This is a genomic window from Methyloparacoccus murrellii (assembly GCF_054657115.1).
The window spans coordinates 15,794-30,859 of sequence record NZ_BAAHXD010000044.1; the positions used below are offsets into that span (position 1 = coordinate 15,794).

The window sequence follows — 15,066 nt, forward strand, 5'->3', positions numbered from 1 at the left end:
GGGAGTGGCCGTTCCGGCACCTGGGCTGCCGCGATGACCCGCGGCGGGCCGGTCTATGTCGAGCAGGCGTTCAACGCCATGGGCTCGCCCTGCGAGATCAAGCTGTATGCCAAGACCCGGCCACGGGCCATGCACATGGTCCGGCGCGCCATTGCCGAGGTCGAGCGGCTGGAGGCCCGCTATTCCCGCTATCGCCCGGACAGCCTGCTGTCGGCCATCAACCAGATTGCCGCGACCGGCGGCCAGGTGCGCGTCGACGAGGAGACCGCCGGGCTGCTGAACTACGTCGAGACCTGCTACCGGGAGAGCGGCGGCCTTTTCGACGTGACCTCGGGGTTGCTGCGCCATGCCTGGCGGTTCCGCGACGGCAGGGTGCCGGAGCCGGCGACCGTCGCGACCTTGCTGGCGCGGATCGGCTGGCACCGGCTGCGCTGGGAGCCGCCGGTCCTGGCTTTTCCCGAGCCCGGCCTGGAGCTGGACTTCGGCGGCGCGGTCAAGGAGTACGCGGTGGACCGGGTCGCCGCCCTGTGCTGGGAGGCCGAGATCCGCCATGGCCTGATCAACCTGGGCGGCGACATCAAGATCATCGGGCCGCACCCCGATGGCAGTCCCTGGGCCATCGGCATCGCCCATCCGCGGCAGCCGGGCAGCTTCATCCGTACCCTGCGGCTGCAGCGGGGCGCCATGGCCAGCAGTGGCGACTACGAGCGCTGCATCGAGGTCGACGGCGTGCGCTACGGGCATGTGCTCAATCCCCGTACCGGCTGGCCGGTCCGTCACCTGGCGGCGGTCAGCGTGGTGGCCGACCTGTGCGTCGTCGCCGGCAGCGCTGCTACCATCGCCATGCTGAAGGAGGCACAGGGGCCAGCCTGGCTGGCGGAACTGGGGCTGGCGCACTTCTGGGTCGACGTCCACGGCCGCTCTGGCGGCAACTGGATGCCCGGCGCGCGCTAGCCGGCCTCCCGCATCAGCCTGCCGTGCGCGTCGCCGGCAGTCATTCCATCGGGGTCGAAAGAACATGACACGCATCCTGTCGTTTGCCCTGGCCGCCGCCCTGTTGTCCCATCCGGCCCTGGCCGACGAGATCAGGCCGGTACGGCCCGAACAGGTCGGCCTGTCCAGCGCCCGGCTGAGCCGGATCGGCGCGCTGGTGCAGCAGCACATCGATCAGCGCAAGATCGCCGGCGCCGTCGTGCTGGTGGCCCGCAAGGGCAAAATCGCCTACTTCGAGCCGCTGGGACTTGCCGATGCCGGCAAGCCCATGCGCCGGGACACCCTGTTTCGCATCGCCTCCATGACCAAGCCGCTGGTCAGCGTTGCCGTGCTGCAACTCTACGAGGAGGGGCGCCTGCTGCTGTCGGACCCGGTGGCCAAGTACATCCCGGAATTCGCCCGGCCCCGGGTGCTGGAAATGCAGCCGCAAGGCTCCGCTCCCGCCTTCCGGCTGGTACCCGCCCGGCGCGAACTGACGGTCAAGGATCTGCTCACCCACACCGCGGGATTGCCATATCCCTTCGTCTCCGAATGGTATCCGGGGAATCCCCTGTACCGGCAGATGCATGCCTTCTACGAGGAGGCCGGCATCAGCAGCGGGCTGTACGAGACCCAGGGCACCATCGGCGACATGGTCCGGCGGCTGGCGCGCTTGCCGCTGTCCCGCCAGCCGGGCGAGACCTTTGAATATGGCCTGGCCGCCGACGTGCTGGGCTACTTGGTCGAGGTGGTGTCGGGGATGAGGCTGGACGATTACCTGCGGCAGCGGGTGCTCGAGCCGCTGAAGATGCACGATACCGACTTCTTCATGCCGGACAGCCGGCAGCGGCGCCTGTCGGCACTGTGGAAGACCGACGGAAACGGCCGGTTGGAGAAGGTGCCCGACGGCCCGCAGCGGGAGGGTGATTATGTCTACTCCGCCAGCTTCCAGACCCGCGGGCCGAAGACCTTCCTGTCCGGCGGTGTCGGCCTTACCAGCACGGCCTACGACTACTACCGGTTCTGCCAGATGCTGCTGAACCAGGGCGAACTGGACGGCGTGCGCCTGCTCAGCCGCAAGACGGTGGAATTGATGACCGCCACCAACCAGATCGGCGCACTCAGCGCCACTACGCTGCACGACGAAGGCTGGAAATTCGGGCTGGGCGTGGCGATACAGGCGGACCGCTCGCACAACGTTGACAGCGGTGATATCGGCACATTCGAGTGGGCAGGCATTTTTTCCACACGCTTCAGCATCGATCCGCGAGAGCAGAAAATCACGATATTCCTGTCACAGACTCACCCGTTCCATTACCATTTTGATATCTGGGACAAGCTGCTGGTCCTCTCCAGCGCCAGCATTGCCGACTGAGGCCATGAGATCCGTCATGAAAACGAGCAAGATTGCCGCCGCCCGCGGATGCCTGGGCGCCCTGATGCTGGTCCTGCCGCTGGTGTGGCCGGCGACCGCGCTGGCGACGGCACCGCGCATCGCGCCCCAGCTGTTCGGCGAGGAGAGGATCACCGACATCGTCGGTTACCGGCTGGCGCCGGACAGCGAGGCCGAGAGCGCCGAGAGCGCCGAGAGCGGCCTGGCCGTGGCGCTTGTCACGGCGGCCTTCGCGGCGGCGGGCCAGGCGCCGGTGATCGATGTGCTGCCGTCCCGGCAACTGGCCCGGTATGTCCTGGAGCAGAACGAGGCGGCGGCCCTGATCGGTGGCCCGGGCGATCCCGGCGTCGCCGAAACGGCGGCGGACCGGCGGGTGGTGTTCTATCTCCGCGAGACCGGCGAGCCGCTCTCGCTGATCTTCAGCAAGACCCATCCACGTGCCGGTAAGCTGTTCGATGCCTTCCGCGATGGCCTGCGCCGGATTGTCGCCAGCGGCCGCTATCGGGAGCTGCTGGAGCAGCACGGCCGCGCGCCCGGGGCCGCCGCGGATGCCGTGGTCCGCCTGCAGCGGCTCGATCCCGGTTGGCCGTGAACGTCCTCCGGCGATGCCGGGTAGCGCGGGCCGTTCCCGTTTCCCGCGCCAGCAGGGATGAGCCGGGACGCGCGTCCTGCTGATCGTACCCATGCCGCTAGGTTGTCCACCGCTTGCCCGTCCCCTGCCTTCGCGGGTTGCCGCGGCAACCGCCAGGGGCAGGCGCGCGGGATGGCGGCGGGTCATGGCCTTGCTGGCCTGCTGCCTGGCGGTCAGCGGGCGGGCGGCGGAGGCGCCGGCGACCATCGTGTTTCAGTCGACCGACACGCCCCCCCTCTGGTCTCCCTCCCTGCCTGACGATGGCGTTGGCGGCGCGATCCTGCGGTTGCTGTCGGCCAACGCCGGGGTTGCCTACGCGCTCGAATACCTGCCGGTCAAGCGCTTCCGCCAGAGCCGGGCGCCCTATATCGTCGGCGACCCGGACATCCTCGTGCACAAGAGGCCGCGCGCCGTCCTTCCCATCGGCATTTTCCGCTCGGCATTCTTCTTTTACCGGCCGCATCACGATATCCACGCGCTTCCCGGCATCCGGGCGCTGCGCGGATGGACGCTGGGCGTCCTGCGCGGCACCCTGGAGAATCCGGCATATTTTCTCAGCAACGGCCTTCAGGTCGAGGAAAGCGATTCGATCGAGTCGCTGTTGCGCATGTTGAAACGGGGGCGCATCGATGTCTGCATCCTGGTTGACGCGGCCGGCCAGTACATGATCAAGCGGCTGTTTCCCGACGAACAGGACCGGTTTGCCGCGATCCCCATACCGGGATCGGAACGGCCCCTGGCGCTGATGATCGATGTCAGCCAGCCGGGAGCTCGAGCCGTGGCCGAGCGCTACCGTGGTGCGCTGCGCCGGACGCTCGAGAGCCGGCAATATGCCCGCATCCTCGAGGGCCTGTATGGCAAGGGCCGGATGCCACCGGATCTGCCCCGGCTGCTGCAGCGGTTCGGGCGGGCATACGCCACCGAGCAGGAGCGCTGAGTGGCATCGCGGGAGCAGGGCACCGCGCAACGGGCGCCACGCAAGCCGCGATCGCTGTTCGGCGACCTCACCCTGGCCCTGGTGCTGCTGGTCACCGTGGTATCGGGCCTGGGCAGCCTGCTCAACTATGTCTATTTCACCCGGCAGACGCAGGCGGCTCAGGAGGCCCGCGCGGGCGAATACGCCGAATACCTGCGCGACTCGCTGGAGTGGCCGCTGTGGAACATCGACGATGAGTTGATCAGGAAAATCGGCGACGCCTTCGCCTCCAACGCCGACATGGCGACGCTGACCATCCGCGACGATCAGGATCGGGTCGTCTACCGCCACGAAAATCCCGAGCTCCAGCAGCGCCGGCAGCGGATCGCCATCCGCCACCGGGGGCAGGCGATCGGCAGTGTCGAGTTCGGCATCTCGCCCGGTCTGTACCAGGCGCGCGACCGGCAGCTGCTGACGGCCAGCCTGGCCACCATGGCCTTGCTGGTGGCGGTGCTGTTGCTGGCGACGCGCTGGATCCTGGCGCGCCTGTTGCGGCAGCCGATTGCGGCCCTCGTGACGGCAACCAGTCACATGGTCGAGGGCAAGTACCAGAAGATCAGTCTGCCCGAGTCCTACCGGGAGTTCGCCGCCATCCTGGACGGCTTCCAGGCCATGTCGGATGCGGTGGCCAACCGGGAGGACAGCCTGCGGCGGAGCAACCGGCTGCTGGCCAGCGAGATGGCCGAGCGGAACCGTGCCCAGGAGGCCCTGCGCAGCAGCGAGCAGCGTTTTGCCAAGCTGATGAAGCAGGTTTCGATTCCGCTCTGCTATGTCAGCGAAGGCGGTGTGATCGAAGGCTTCAACGATCGTTTTGGCCAGGTGTTCGGCTACACCCGCGCGGAAATCCCCACCATGGAGGCCTGGTGGCGGCTTGCCTATCCCGATCCGGACTATCGCCAGGGGGCCATGACGACCTGGCGCGATGCGGTGCGCCGCGCCGCCGCGACCGGCGAGGACATCCCGCCGAACGAGTACCGGGTGACCTGCAGGAACGGCGAGGTCCGCATCATGGAGATCTCGGGCGTTGTCCTGGAGGACGACTTCCTGGCGACCTTCGTCGACATCACCGCCCGCAAGCAGGCCGAGGACGCCCTGAAACTGGCGTCGCACTATTCCAGGAGCCTGATCGAGGCCAGCATGGATCCCCTGGTGACGATCAGCGCCGATGGCAAGATCACCGACGTCAACCGCGCCACCGAGAAGGTCACCGGTCTGGCCCGCGAGCGGCTGATCGGCAGCGATTTCGCGGACTATTTCACCGAGCCGGAGAAGGCCCGCGAGGGTTATCAGCTGGCCTTCTCGCAGGGGTTCGTGACGGATTACCCGCTGGCCATCCGCCATGTCTCCGGGCATGTCACCGCGGTGCTCTACAACGCCAGCGTGTTCAACGACGAGGCCGGCAACGTGCTGGGCGTGTTTGCCGCCGCCCGCGACATCACCGAACGCCTGAAGGCCGAGACGGCGGTGCTTGAACTCAGTCTGCGCAACCGGCTGATCCTGGACTCGGCGGGGGAGGGCATCTACGGGCTGGATAACGATGGCCGCTGCACCTTTGCCAATCCGGCCGCCTCGCAGGCGCTGGGGTTCGGCGTCGAGGAACTGATCGGGCAATGCAGCCACGCCCTGTTTCACCACAGCCGGCCGGACGGCCAGCCCTATCCGCTGGAGGATTGCCCGGTGCACGGGGTCTACCGCAGCGTGGCGCCGCATCGTGGGGTCGATCTCTTCTGGCGCAAGGACGGCAGCAGTTTTCCGGTCGAGTATGTCAGTTCGCCGATCATGGAGCGCGGGAAGATCACCGGCGCGGTGGTGATCTTCAGCAATATCACCGAGCGCCGGCTGGCCGAGGAGAAGCTGCAGCAGAGCGAAAACTCCCTGGCCGAGGCGCAGCGTATTGCCCACCTGGGCAACTGGGAGCTGGATCTGGTCCAGGATCGGCTGGTCTGGTCGGCGGAAATGCTGCGGATTTTCGGCATGTCGCTGGACGAATTCGGTGCAACCTACCAGGCGTTCCTCGACCGGCTGCACCCCGAGGATCGCGAGCGGGTCAACCAGGCCTACCTGGCCTCCCTGGCCCCGGATGGCCATTTCGACATCGAGTACCGCATCCTGCGCCAATCGGATGGCCAGGAACGCTGGATCTACGCCTGCTGCGAGCATGCCCGGGATGGCGAGGGGAAGGTGGTGCGCTCCATCGGCACGGCGCTGGACATCACCGAGCGCAAGCAGGCGGAGCAGGAGCTGTGCCGCTACAAGGACCATCTGGAGGAGGAGGTACAGCAGCGTACCGCCGAGCTGGTGCTGGCGCGCAACGCGGCAGAGGGGGCCAACCGGGCCAAGAGCGTGTTCCTGGCCAACATGAATCACGAACTGCGTACGCCGCTCAACGCCATCCTCGGCTTCTCCAACCTGCTGCGCAAACAGTCCGGCCTCTCGTTCGTGCAGTGCGATTATCTCGACATCATCCGCCGCAGTGGCGAGCACCTGCTGACACTGATCAACGATGTGCTGGAAATGTCCAAGATCGAGGCCGGCCGGGTGCAGATCGACAGCGCGCCGTTCGACCTCGGCGGCCTGGTCCGCGATGTGGCCGACATGATGCAGGTGCGTGCCCAGGAGAAAGGTCTGCAACTGCGGGTCGAGCAGACCTCCCGGGTACCGCGCTACATCCGTAGCGACGAGGCCAGGCTCCGCCAGGTCCTGATCAACCTGGTCGGCAATGCGATCAAGTTCACCCGCGAAGGTTCGGTTGTCGTCCACCTGGGCGTCCGGCCGGAGACCGGGGCGGAACGCCTGCTGATCGAGGTCGAGGACAGCGGTGTCGGCATCCGCCCCGAAGACCAGCCCAGAATCTTCGAGGCCTTCGTGCAGCTGGGCGAGGATGCCTCGCAGAAGGGCACCGGGCTGGGGCTGGCGCTGACGCGTCAATATGTGGAGCTCATGGGGGGACATGTTCGGGTCGATAGCATCCCTGGCCGGGGCTCGCGGTTCGCGGTCGACTTACCGCTGGAGCGGGCCGATGTCCCCGCCGGCGACGCGCCTGCGGCGCAGACGGCGCGCGAGGTGGTGGGACTCGCGCCGGGCCAGCCGGTTCGGCGCATCCTGATCGTGGAGGATCAGCAGGAAAACCAGCTGCTGCTGGCCCGGCTGATGCGGGATCTCGGCCTCGAGGTCAAAATCGTCGAGAACGGCGCGCTGGCGGTGGCCCTGTTCCAGCGCTGGCGCCCGCATCTGGTCTGGATGGACCGGCGCATGCCGGTGATGGACGGTATCGAGGCCACCCGGCGCATCCGTCAGCTGCCCGGCGGGAAGGATGTGAAAATCGTTGCCGTCACCGCCTCGGCCCTGGCCGAACAGCGCGCCGAGATGCTGGCGGCCGGCATGGACGATGCCATCAACAAGCCCTATCGCTTCCACGAGATTTACGAATGCCTCGCCCGGCAGCTGGGCGTGGCCTATGTCTATGCCGATCCCGCCCCCGCCGCGTCTGCCGCGCCCACGCCGGCGCTGACGGCCGATCGCCTGGCCCGGCTGCCCGAACCCTTGCGGCATGCGTTGCGGGAGGCCCTGGAAAGCCTTGAAAGCGAGCGCATTGATGCGGCCATCGCCCAGGTCGGCGAACATGATGCCGAGCTGCGCGACCAGCTGGCGCAACGGGTGGAGAACTTCGATTACCCGGCCATTCTCAACGTTTTGTGACCCCAGAGGACCATTTCGGCAATGAACAGCAAAGGACGCATCCTGGCCGTCGACGATACCCCGGCCTCCCTGAAACTCCTGAACGATCTGCTCAAGGCGGAAGGCTACGAGGTGCGCTCCGCCATCAGCGGCGAACTTGCCCTGCGCGCCGCGGCGATCGATCCACCCGAGCTGATCCTGCTCGACATCCGCATGCCGGACATGAACGGCTTCGAGGTCTGCCAGCGTCTCAAGGCGATGCCGGAGACCCGCGACGTGCCGGTCATCTTCGTCAGCGCCGTCACGGAAACCGATGAAAAGGTGCAGGGGTTCGAGTTCGGTGCCGTCGATTTTGTGACCAAGCCCTATCAGCGCAACGAGCTGCTGGCGCGGGTGCGCACCCATCTGGAGCTGAATCGCCTGCGCAACCATCTGGAAGAGCTGGTGCAGCAGCGTACCGAGGCCCTGCTGGCCAGCGAACAGCGCTTGCGCACCAGCCGGCTGGATTCCATCGCGGCGCTGGCGGCGATGGTCGAGCTGCGCGATCCCTACACCGCCGGCCACCAGCGGCGCGTCGCCGAGCTTGCCGTGGCGCTCGCCCGGCAGCTGCAACTGCCGGAGGCGCAGGTCGAAGGCATCCAGCTGGCCAGCGTGGTCCATGACGTCGGCAAGATCCGGATTCCGGCCGAAATCCTCAGCAAGCCGGGTCGGCTCACCGAACTGGAGTTCGCCCTCATCAAGCAGCATGCGCAGGCCGGCTACGAGATCCTCAAGACCATCGATTTCCCCTGGCCGATTGCCCGCATTGTCCAGCAGCATCACGAGCGCCTGGACGGCAGCGGCTACCCCGACGGTCTCCGGGGCGATGCGATTCTGCTGGAATCCCGCATCGTCGCCGTTGCCGACGTGGTCGAAGCCATGCATTCCCATCGACCCTACCGGCCCGGCCTCGGCATCGAGGTCGCGCTGGACGAAATCGCCAAGCATCGTGGCCAGCTCTATGATCCCGACGTGGCCGATGCCTGCCTGGCGCTCTTCCATGAGCATGGCTATACGCTGGCGCGCTAGCATCCTGGCTAAGTCCCGGGTTTTTTGCCAGCCTCTGCGGCCTGACAGGCGTCGCAGCTGAGTGGTGGCGACGTTGTGCGAAAAGGCACCTTCTCTTGACCTGTCCCCCTCAGAGCCTGCTCAAGGTCTTCTGGGCAAGAGCGCGTCGCCGAAGCTGGCGAAGGTCTCGGTCGATGACATGAATCGGCATGTGCCGGCCGGTTCTGGTTCCGGGAACTGGGAGTCTGTCGCGATCCCGTTCGCGGCCTTCGCGCCGCAGTTCCAGTCAATCAGCCTAACGCTGTAGTTTGTGGCAGCTGGATGTAATACAGCGATCCCGTGAGAAGTTATGCCTCATTCCACATCAACTTCCCCTCAGCCCCTTGGGTTCTAACCCGTTTCCATGGACGGTTTTAAAAGGGCAGAAAACGTCTTGTCCTGCCTGGCCACGCTACGGCGCATTCCGGGATTGTGGAACCGTTCGATGTCGTCGAACCGATCCGCCCTTGCTTCATCGCGAGTTCGATACAACGGGTGGCTGACGCGCTCGCGCTTGAGCATCCCGAAGAGGCCCTCGCAGGCAACCTTGTCACCACCATGCCCCACTGCACTCATGCGGCAGATCAGCGTATTGCGACTCAGGAAGCGCAGGTCGTCGCCGCTCACAAACTGACAGCCGCGGTCCGAATGCAGCATCACTGACTAGCCCGCTGGCGCTGCCAGACCGCCATCTCCGCCGCGCGCATCACCCTATGGCGGTCCTGCCGGTGGTGTATCGATCAGCCGATCACCAGCTTGCCGTACAGGTCGAGCACCACGCACAGGAAAAACCTTCCTTTCTGCGTCGCGACCAGCCTTGAAGACCGTCCGCCGCCATCAGACGCGCAACGCGATCGAGACGGACACGCTCACCCTCGTCGAGCAGATCCTCATGCATACGCGGCGCGCCAATCACGCCGCGACTGCCCTCGCGGATGTGGCGAAGACGGCTCAGCCGACGCACAGTCTCCTGAGCACGCGGGCTGGGTGTGCGCCTCTCCCAGGCGTCATCATCGCGGGGTGATGGATGCCAGCAGGCAGCGGCACATCAACCGTACCGGGTACTCGTTGCGGCAGCGCCGGATCATCGCGTACCGTTTGATGATGCCTTGGCGAAGTACGCTGCCGCGTCTCTTGAAAAATCCCGTTCCTTGGTAACACGAGCCAGCTCGCGCTTGAGGCGGACCAGTTCCTCATCGCGCGGGCTGCCGGTGCCCGAGAAGACCTTCTTGCCGACGGCCTCTGCCTCCCGAACCCACCGGGTGAACACGTTCGGGCCGACCCCGATCGCCATGGCTATCTGCCGGCAGCGGGTTTCAGATCGACGAACCCGCTCGACCGCTACTCGCTTGAACTCGGGGCTGTACTTCTTGCGCTCGGACATGAACACTCCTCATGGTGCTTGCAAGCCTGCTCGAAAGTGTCCGTGATATCGGGGTAGAACCCAGTCTCATCGGCATGAATGGGATTTCATCCCTGCCCAGCGCCAGCCAATGGGTCACCATATTTCCGGTTCAGATACGCCTGATGCTCGGCATCGGTTACACCGGAGATATAGAACCGGTAGAACTCGATCCGGCCGATGCAGAACTGCAATCGGTTCTCGTCCATGATGGGCTGGTTGCGCCAACGGATGGCGGCCTCCAATTCCGTTAACTGGACGACGCCCGCCGGCCGTGCGGTCTTGAATACGCCATCCCCCGTGAACACCACCAGCGAGTGGATATGCTCGTGCGGGATGAAGTGGAGCAGGCTCTTCACCACCTGCACATGCTTGTAGTTCTGCCGGAGCGGATTCTGAAATTTTGATTTGAACCGGTACCTGACCTGGGTCCAGGTGCGCCCGGTTGGATTGGCGAAGATCCAGCCGGAATAGTGCTTGGTCTCGATCACGAAGACGCCGTAGCGGGACAACAGGATATGATCGATTTGCGTGGTTCCGTCGTCATCGACTGGAATGGTGATGTTGTTCAGCAGGTAATAGGCGGGATCGTTGAATGCCTGAATGAGCAGCCGCCTGACGGCCACCTCGCCGGCATTTTCGGCGCTTTCCGGGCATTGAGCGCGAAACCGCCGGCCCGCCACGAAACCGGCCGCGAGCCCGGTCAGCAAGGCTGCGCCTGCTTCCATCATGACCACACTACCCCTCCCCGTTCGATACCACTCACGACAAACCGCCCGACATACTCGCAAGCAAGGGCCATATTACAACTCACCGCGCGCTTCCACGCATGAGCGGCATGCGCACGGCAAGGAACAGGGTTGCGCCGATGCCAGGGCGACGTAGTGGGTCGCCACTAGGCCGGCCCCGGCACCTGCCACGATCATGACCGGCGTGAAGTCGAAGTAGCGGACACCGGCATCATGCCGCATTTCGCGGATATGGCGCTTATCGACCACCCGCTCCTTGGCGCTGGCGTCGAGCATGTCATGGATCGCCTGCGGGACCCCGCCCGACTGGCGCACCACATGGGCGGTGTAAAGCTCGGGCGACTCGATCAGTACGCCCCCCTTGGCGATGTAGGTCCGCACGATCTCGGTAGCCGTCTCCGGAGGCAGTGGCGGCACCTCCAGCACCTGCATTTTCCACCAGAGCTTACGCAGGCCGTGTTTGCGGTTGCTGGCACAGCCGGCAATCTGGGAAAACTCGAACACGGCCAGCCAAAAAGCCTGCTGGGTCGGGGTGAGATAGGTCAGATCGTCGACGGCAATCAGCGGCTTTTCGCCGTGCTTGGCATGCCCGCCTGGCAAGAACCGTGTCGCGAAGCTGGCTTCCGACGTCAAGTGCTCGGGGTTATCGCCAGCCGTCAGTAGCAGCTACGCGGCCGATCCATAACCGATGGAGTTTCGCGCCATCAGGTCGTGCGCCAATTCCTGCGCCCGCTAAAAATGGGGGGATTACCGCGGACCTCCACTTTGGCATGCCTGTCACAACAGGCGCACCCAGCCCCCGGGGTGCGTCCGTCGGATGCCGGCATACCCGCGGCAAAGCGGGTACAGGCTCAACACGATGACGGCGGTGGCGAGATAGACGATGAGCAGGCCGAAGCCGTGATCGGGCGGTTGCGGCAGTCGGACGGTCACGAAGGGCCAGCCGAATTGCCATCCCGCCTCGCCGTAGCGGCCCAGGTCCACCAGCGTGGCCAGGGCATGGATCAGCGGCAGGTGCAGCAGGTAGAAGAACAGCGGCACCTGTCCGAACACATTGAGCGGTTGCAGCCAGCGTGGGACTGGCCGGTCCAGCGCCGCCAGCAGGAGTAGGCCCGGTCCCAGCGTCATCAGCAGGTACTGCAGGGACGGCGGATACTTGCTGCAGTTGAGAAAGGCCAGCAGCGTGAGCCCATCGCTCGCCTGCGGGGTCCAGGCGACCGGCTCGCCGTACAGGTTTCCCGCCCGCAGCCAGACGAACGCCAGGGTCAGCCCCCAGCCCCAGCGCATCAGCCACTGGCGCCGGGCGGGCGCTTCCCGGCACCAGACGGGGCCGCAGCCGAACCCGGCCGCCATCAGGCCAATCCAGGGGATGAGCGGGTACAGCGCCACGAACCGCACACCGGGCACGATTTCGAAGCTGCCCCCGGTATGCAGGATGCGCCAGAGCCAGCCCAGCGACTCGAAGAACTCCGGGGTGAGGCCATCGAACAAGTGATGGGACACCATCATCAGCAAGCCAGCCGCCAGCAGGTGAGGGGGCCGCAGGCGGGTCAGCGGCGCCAGGGCGAGCATGCACCAGCCGATGGCCCACAGCACCCCGGCGACCGGCCGGTGCAGGTCCAGGGAAAAGGTCCAGCCCAGCCACCGCACCCAGGTCAGGTCCAGGAGGATCAGCAGCAGGCCACGTTGCCAGAGCAACCGGGCCTGAGCCTGACGGTCGCCGCGACGGGCCAGCGACAGATAGGCGCTGACCCCCGCGAGGAAGATGAACAGTGGCGCGCAGAGGTGCGTGATCCAGCGGGTCAGGAACAGCGCCGGCGTGGTCTGGGCCAGGTTCAGGGGATCGATGTCGGCCTGACTGAAATAGTCCCGGGTATGGTCGAGTGCCATCAGGAGCATGATCAGGCCCCGTGCCAGGTCGATGGCGACGATGCGGCGGTCGAAGGGTGTGGAAGCTGCCATCGTCATGCAGCCCTGTCGGTTCCCTGGGCGAACGGGTGCTTCATGTCATTGCGCCTGGCCGGCGCTCGACCATGGTCATTGCTGCCGGGCTTGCCCCCGACGCCGGGTCGATAGCCGCTACATGGGGTCATGTTCATCGCTCCCGAGATGGCTCTGAAATGATTGTCATACCGGTATCATTCGGATCAGGGTATCGTCAAGGCGGTGCATCGCTTGCCCGGCAGGTTCTGGCCCGTGCGGGCCCAACGCCACCGGAACAGCGCCTCGCCGAGTCGCACCCCCGTCACGCATCAGGAAGCCCGACATGAAGCCGATCGACAAACCCACGCCCGCCGGACTGCGCGAGGCGCTGAACCGGATTCGCCAGGGGCCGGATCCGCTGGCAGCCCGGTTGCTCATCCAGCATGTCCACCAGCGACTGCAACGGCAGGACCCCTTGGATCCGGAGGCGTTGGCCTACCTTCAGCTGGCGTTTGGCCGGCTGGCCGAGGCCGGGATGGATCCCGCAGCGGCGCTGGGTCTTGGTTCGCCACAACCGAGTCAATCCTCCGGCACGGCCGGACTACGAGAGCAGGGCATTGCCCTTATCGTGGAATATCAGCAGCGGTTCGATCCGTATCGCGGCGCCAGGAAGCGTGCTTACCTGATTGCCGCGGAGCGCTTTGGCATCTCCGGCCGTCATGCGGCGGACATTCACGCCGCCCAGCAGGCCTGGCTGAATCGCTTGTCGGACGAGGGACTCCGGCACCGCTTGGCCATGCTTCAGGCCGGGGGCGCGCCGGCAACCGCCGCTGTACACGACGCCGACAGGTAACAGCCGCGCCGTCCGACCGGTACCGGGTCCGGGCAGCCTCGCGCCTGCGCGCGCCAGCCCGGGGTCTTGCGACTGGCGTATTCAGCGCGGACGCTCTATGGTCAGTCGTAAAGACAGGATGTGCCAAACACTGATTTTCCAGGAATTCCCGATGTCCGGCAGCAAGGGCGGGTAGGTTTCACTGCCCTTGCAATGGCCCAAACCCAGGAGCTGTCATCGATGCTGAAAACCATGCCTCGCAAGCTCATCGCCGGGTTGATCCTTTACGGCAGCGCTTTTCTGGCCATTGCCGGCGTTCCCCCTCACGTGAACTGGGCCCCCTGCGGGGAGGGACGCTTCTGCGCTACCGTTCCCGTGCCGCGGGATTATGCGAAGCCCAAGGGACCGCAACTGGAACTCGCGGTCGTCAAGTTGCCCGCCGCCCGCCCCGAACAGCGGATTGGCTCGCTCTTCATCAATTTCGGTGGTCCTGGCGCACCCGCAGTGGAAACGCTGAAAAGAATCGGCAAAACCGAGTTTGCCAGACTGAACGAGCGTTTCGATCTGATCGGCTTCGACCCGCGCGGCGTGGGCGAGAGTCGCCCCGCCATCGATTGCCAGGCCCACGAGGGGAAACAGGCGCCGTTCCTGACCCCGCTCAACATCGATCGGCACAGCTGGATGGTCGACGCCAAAGCGGTTGCGACAGCTTGTCTCCGGGCTAATCCCGGGATTCTTGGCTACGTGACGACAGCCAATGTGGCCCGCGATCTCGACCGGCTCCGCGCGGCGGTTGGCGACGAGCGGCTTTCCTATCTGGGCTTCTCCTATGGCACGTACCTTGGCGCTACCTATGCCAGTTTGTTTCCCGGGCGCTACCGGGCCATGGTACTGGATGGCGCCCTTGCCGCGACGACGTATGCCCGGCATCCCATAGCGACGGGCATGGCACAAATGAGCGGTTTCGAGCAGGCGCTGGATCGTTTCCTTTCCGCCTGCGCTGCGGATCAGGTGGCCTGCGCGGGGTTTGGTGGGGACGATCCGGGCATGGCCTTCGATTGGTTGGTCGCCCAGGCAAACCGCCTGCCCGTGCCTGCGCACGGGGACAATCCTGCGCCCGTGGACGGTGACGATCTCCTCATGGCGACGTCGCAAGCCCTCTACACCAAGCAGACCTGGCCACTGTTGGCCCGGGCACTCGCTACCGCCAGCCGGGGTGACGGCACCCTGGCGAGGGAATTGGCCGACATCGCCTATGGGCGCAATCCGGACGGCACCTATGACCCGATGCTGGACCGGTACTTTGCCATCACCGCGGTCGATGAGCGCTGGCCCCGCCAGACGCGTGTCTATGAGCGCGCCGGGCATGAAGCCTGGTCCTCCTTCCGACGCTTCTGGTGGGGGGTTGGCTACAGCAATCTGCA

11 protein-coding genes and 1 pseudogene are annotated in these 15,066 nt (G+C 65.7%); 8 read left to right on the plus strand and 4 right to left on the minus strand.

Annotated features, from left to right (window positions below; all coding sequences use genetic code 11):
• Positions 1-33 precede the first annotated feature (33 nt).
• From ACYQ1H_RS12230 to ACYQ1H_RS12255, 6 genes are all read left to right on the plus strand, one after another.
• Positions 34-954 carry an FAD:protein FMN transferase gene (locus tag ACYQ1H_RS12230; RefSeq protein WP_460028323.1) on the plus strand — a complete coding sequence of 307 codons (921 nt, stop codon included), beginning with the start codon at positions 34-36 and terminating at the stop codon, positions 952-954.
• 64 nt (positions 955-1,018) lie between these two features.
• Entirely contained in the window at positions 1,019-2,347 is a 1,329-nt protein-coding gene (locus ACYQ1H_RS12235) for a serine hydrolase domain-containing protein (protein ID WP_460028324.1), read from the plus strand.
• Positions 2,348-2,363: 16 nt separating this feature from the next.
• The gene (locus ACYQ1H_RS12240) at positions 2,364-2,957 is read left to right on the plus strand and encodes a hypothetical protein (RefSeq protein WP_460028325.1); all 594 of its coding nucleotides are present in this window, start codon (positions 2,364-2,366) and stop codon (positions 2,955-2,957) included.
• A 184-nt stretch (positions 2,958-3,141) separates the two neighbouring features.
• Positions 3,142-3,933, plus strand: a complete 792-nt coding sequence (locus tag ACYQ1H_RS12245; protein WP_460028326.1) for a hypothetical protein — start codon at positions 3,142-3,144, stop codon at positions 3,931-3,933.
• Positions 3,934-7,671, plus strand: coding sequence for a PAS domain S-box protein (locus tag ACYQ1H_RS12250; RefSeq protein ID WP_460028327.1), 3,738 nt, complete (start codon positions 3,934-3,936; stop codon positions 7,669-7,671).
• 21 nt (positions 7,672-7,692) lie between these two features.
• Positions 7,693-8,718, plus strand: a complete 1,026-nt coding sequence (locus ACYQ1H_RS12255; RefSeq protein WP_460028328.1) for an HD domain-containing phosphohydrolase — start codon at positions 7,693-7,695, stop codon at positions 8,716-8,718.
• 369 nt (positions 8,719-9,087) lie between these two features.
• Here ACYQ1H_RS12255 and ACYQ1H_RS12260 read toward each other — a convergent pair.
• From ACYQ1H_RS12260 to ACYQ1H_RS12275, 4 genes and pseudogenes are all read right to left on the minus strand, one after another.
• Positions 9,088-10,120, minus strand: a pseudogene (locus ACYQ1H_RS12260) (DDE-type integrase/transposase/recombinase).
• A gap of 86 nt (positions 10,121-10,206) precedes the next feature.
• Positions 10,207-10,869, minus strand: coding sequence for a nuclease-related domain-containing protein (locus ACYQ1H_RS12265; protein WP_460028329.1), 663 nt, complete (start codon positions 10,867-10,869; stop codon positions 10,207-10,209).
• A 72-nt stretch (positions 10,870-10,941) separates the two neighbouring features.
• Positions 10,942-11,520, minus strand: coding sequence for a hypothetical protein (locus ACYQ1H_RS12270; RefSeq protein ID WP_460028330.1), 579 nt, complete (start codon positions 11,518-11,520; stop codon positions 10,942-10,944).
• 144 nt (positions 11,521-11,664) lie between these two features.
• Positions 11,665-12,855, minus strand: coding sequence for an acetyltransferase domain-containing protein (locus ACYQ1H_RS12275; protein WP_460028331.1), 1,191 nt, complete (start codon positions 12,853-12,855; stop codon positions 11,665-11,667).
• Positions 12,856-13,153: 298 nt separating this feature from the next.
• Here ACYQ1H_RS12275 and ACYQ1H_RS12280 point away from each other — a divergent pair, with 298 nt between their 5' ends.
• Together ACYQ1H_RS12280 and ACYQ1H_RS12285 are read left to right on the plus strand one after the other, a co-directional pair.
• Positions 13,154-13,663, plus strand: coding sequence for a hypothetical protein (locus tag ACYQ1H_RS12280; protein WP_460028332.1), 510 nt, complete (start codon positions 13,154-13,156; stop codon positions 13,661-13,663).
• 219 nt (positions 13,664-13,882) lie between these two features.
• On the plus strand, positions 13,883-15,066 hold a 1,184-nt coding region (locus tag ACYQ1H_RS12285), incomplete at its 3' end, for an alpha/beta fold hydrolase (RefSeq protein WP_460028333.1).

Excerpts from the sequence above, each read along its gene's own strand:
- ACYQ1H_RS12230 (WP_460028323.1), top strand. The coding sequence starts at position 34 with ATGACCCGCGGCGGGCCGGTCTATGTCGAGCAGGCGTTCAACGCCATG.
- ACYQ1H_RS12235 (WP_460028324.1), top strand. The coding sequence starts at position 1,019 with ATGACACGCATCCTGTCGTTTGCCCTGGCCGCCGCCCTGTTGTCCCAT.
- ACYQ1H_RS12240 (WP_460028325.1), top strand. The coding sequence starts at position 2,364 with ATGAAAACGAGCAAGATTGCCGCCGCCCGCGGATGCCTGGGCGCCCTG.
- ACYQ1H_RS12245 (WP_460028326.1), top strand. The coding sequence starts at position 3,142 with ATGGCCTTGCTGGCCTGCTGCCTGGCGGTCAGCGGGCGGGCGGCGGAG.
- ACYQ1H_RS12255 (WP_460028328.1), top strand. The coding sequence starts at position 7,693 with ATGAACAGCAAAGGACGCATCCTGGCCGTCGACGATACCCCGGCCTCC.
- ACYQ1H_RS12265 (WP_460028329.1), bottom strand. The coding sequence starts at position 10,869 with ATGATGGAAGCAGGCGCAGCCTTGCTGACCGGGCTCGCGGCCGGTTTC.
- ACYQ1H_RS12275 (WP_460028331.1), bottom strand. The coding sequence starts at position 12,855 with ATGACGATGGCAGCTTCCACACCCTTCGACCGCCGCATCGTCGCCATC.
- ACYQ1H_RS12280 (WP_460028332.1), top strand. The coding sequence starts at position 13,154 with ATGAAGCCGATCGACAAACCCACGCCCGCCGGACTGCGCGAGGCGCTG.